1 protein-coding gene is annotated in these 3544 nt (G+C 68.3%); it reads right to left on the reverse strand.

Features of this window, described 5'->3' with window-relative positions:
• The coding region (locus I0C86_RS39220) for a non-ribosomal peptide synthetase (RefSeq protein ID WP_230395549.1) at window positions 1-3376 on the reverse strand (3376 nt) is incomplete at its 3' end.
• Window positions 3377-3544: the final 168 nt, after the last annotated feature.

Below are 3544 nucleotides of genomic sequence, written 5' to 3' on the forward strand. Positions count from 1 at the left end.
CCAGGATCCGCTGATACGGCTCGCCGTCGGCGACCGCGAACGTTGTCCGCAGTGATTCGTGTCGGCCGATCACGTCCCGCAACGCCTCGGCCAGGGCGGTGGTGTTCACGTCTTCGGGCAGTCGGGTCACGACCGGCAGGTTGTAGGTCGGGCTCGGTCCCTCCAGTTGGGCCAGGAACCACAGCCGGCGTTGTGCGTAGGACAGTGGGACGCGTTGCGGACGCTCGGCGGCCCGCAATGCCAGCCGACCGGTTGCCGCGTCTGCCAGCCGGGAGGCCAGTCCCGCCGGTGTGGGGGCTTCGAACAGTGTCCGCAACGACACCTCGACGCCCAGTCCGGCCCGGATCCGCGAGATGAGCCGCACCGCGAGCAGTGAGTGTCCGCCCAGCATGAAGAAGCTGTCGTCGACGCCGACGGTGTCGATGCCGAGTACGTCGGCGAACGCGGTGCAGAGCAGTTCTTCCTGCACGGTGGCTGCCAGCCGGCCGGTACCCGTGGTGTAGTCCGGTGCCGGTAGCGCCCGCCGGTCGAGTTTGCCGTTGACCGTCAACGGCAGGCTTGGCAGGGTCACGAACGCGGCCGGGACCATGTAGTCCGGCAACTGACCGGCCAGGAACGTCTTCAACCGCTCGGCCGGAACCTCCTCGCCGGCCGGCACGACGTAGGCGACCAGCCTGTCCTGGCGGACCAGTACGGCGGCCTGGGCGATTCCCGGGTGCTGGGTCAGCACCGTCTCGATCTCGCCGGGTTCGATCCGGAAGCCGCGGATCTTCACCTGCTCGTCGGCCCGGCCGGCGAAGACGAGTTGCCCGTCGGTAGCCCATTTGGCCAGGTCACCGGTGCGGTACATTCGCTGGCCGGAACCGAACGGGCAGGCCACGAACCGTTCCCCGGTCATCGCGGGCCGGCCCACGTAGCCGCGCGCCACACCGGCACCGGCGACGTACAGCTCACCTGTCACTCCGACCGGCGCGGGCGTCAGGGCGTTGTCAAGCACGTACAGGCAGGTGTTGGCGATCGGCCGGCCGAACGGTACCGGGCCCGGCCGGTCCGGGTCCACCAGACCCAACGCGGTGATCACCGTTGACTCGGTAGGGCCGTAGGCGTGCCACAGCCGCCGGCCCGGTGCCCAGGCCCGTGCGACCGCTTCGCTCATGCCCTCGGCGCCGGCGATCATCGTCCGCACGGACGTCAGGTCCGCCGGTTCCAGCACCTGCAACAGCGACGGCACCACGCTGGCCACCTGGACCGGCAGCTCGGCCAACAACCGCGGCTCGGTCCGTTCCCGGTCTTCCGCGATCACCAGGGTGCCGCCACCGGCCAACGACACGCCCACGTCCAGTACCGAGGCGTCGAACCCGAACGACGCGAACTGCAACATCCCCACCCCGGCGTCCACGCCCAACAACGGCCCGAACACCGACACCAGGTTCACCAACGAACCATGCGTGACCGCGACACCCTTCGGCCGGCCGGTCGACCCGGACGTGTAGATCACATACGCCAACCCCGCCGACGAGACTGATCCGGCGGTGAACGTGCCGCCGCCGTCGCCGGACAGTTCCGTCAGCCGTAGCACCGGCACACCGGCGACGTCGACACCATCAGCGGCGAGTACGAGCCGGGCGCCGCTGTCGGCGACCACGTACCCGATCCGCTCGGCCGGCAGCTCCGGATCGACCGGCACGTAGGCACCGCCGGCCTTCCAGACCGCCAGCATCGCCGTGACGATCTCCACACCCCGGGGCAGCAGCAGAGCCACCACCGACTCCACCCCCACACCCCCAGCCACCAGACCAGCAGCCAACTCATCCGACCGCGCATCAAGCTGCGCGTAGGTCAGACTCACCTCACCAGCGGTCACCGCGACGACATCCGGATGCGCCACCACCTGGGTGGTGAACAGGTCCAGGATCGTGCCGTCCGGTGTCGGGGCCGCGGTGTCGTTCCACTGGTGTACCAGCCGGTCGTGTTCACCGCGGTCGAGTACGTCGATGGCGGCCAGGTCCGTTTCCGGCCCGCCGTCCAGAGACGTCGTCAACGCGGTCGCGACCTGTTCCAGTGCCGTTGTCATCAGCCCGATCACCAGCTCCGGCTGGATCGGACTGCTCGCCTCGACACTGATCCCCAACGCACCATCACGGTCGTTGATCGACACCGTCAACGGATAGTTGTTGCGTTCCTGGGCCCGGACACTGCGGATACCGAGGGAATTGCCGCCACCGCCGGCCGTGCGGGAGTCCTCGGCGCCGTGCCGGTAGTTGAACAACGAGGTGAACAACGGAACGTCTCCGGGCAGACCACTGGCCTGCTGCGCCAGACTCAACGGAGCGTGCTCATGCTCCAGCAGTGTCGCCAACTGGCCCCGCATCGCCTCGATCGCCGCGCGTAGCCCGACCCGGCCGGTCGGCACCCGCACCGGCAGTGTGTTGATGAACGGGCCGAGGACCCGGTCCGCGCCCTCGCCACCACTGAGCCGGCCGAACAACACCGTGCCGAACACCACGTCGTCACGACCGGACAACACACCCAACACCCGCGCCCACACCACATGCAGCACCGTCGCCGGTGACACACCCAACCGTCGCGCGGCCTCACGCAAAGCCGCGGTAGTCTCGCCCGGCACCGCCCCCGCCCCCATCGATGACTGGGAGCCGTCTCCCCGTACATCCAACAGACCGAACGGTGCCGTCGGCTCGTCCACATCACCGAGCAGATCAGTGAAGTACCGCTCGTGCTCGGCACGCGGCACCGCCCGCGCCAACGCCACGAAATTACGGAACGGCAACGCCGGAGCCAGCTCACCGGCCCGACCCGCGGCGATCAACCGCAACTCGTCCAGCATCGTGTCCATACCAACGTGGTCCTGCACGATGTGATGCATCCGCATCACCGCCAACCACCGACCGTCACCCACCCCGGCCACATGCAGATCCATCAACGGCGCCCGACCCAGATCGAACTGGCTACCCACCGCCGTGACCAGATCCTCCACCACACCCGCCGGCACCGGCCCCACCGGCACCCCCGACACCGGCAACACATGCTCCACCACCGGGAACACCGCCCGACGCCACACCACCTGCACCGGCTCACGCAACCCATCCCACACAAATCCCGTGCGGTAGATGTCATGCCGATCCACGATCGCCTGCAAACCCTGCACGAAAGCGTCCAAACGCTCCCGCGCATCAAACTCCAGAACACGCGTCGTCAGATACGCATCCCGGCCGCCATCAGCGAACAAATGATGGAAGAGCAAACCCTCCTGCAACGGTGCCAGCGGGTACACGTCGGCGATGTTCGCCGCGCCGCCGTCGACCGACGCCACCACCCGATCGATCTCCGCGCCGGTCAACTCGACCAGAGTCAACATCTCCGGCGTGATCTCCCGCGCCTCGGCGGGAATCAGATTCGGCGGCACATTGTCCCGCACCGACGCGGTCGCCGAAGCCGCCAACCCAGCCGGCGTCGGAGACTCGAACAACGCCCGCACCGACACCGACAAACCCACCACCCGCAACCGCTCCACCAACGACACCGC

The organism is Plantactinospora alkalitolerans (assembly GCF_015690345.1).
Lineage (GTDB): Bacteria > Actinomycetota > Actinomycetes > Mycobacteriales > Micromonosporaceae > Plantactinospora > Plantactinospora alkalitolerans.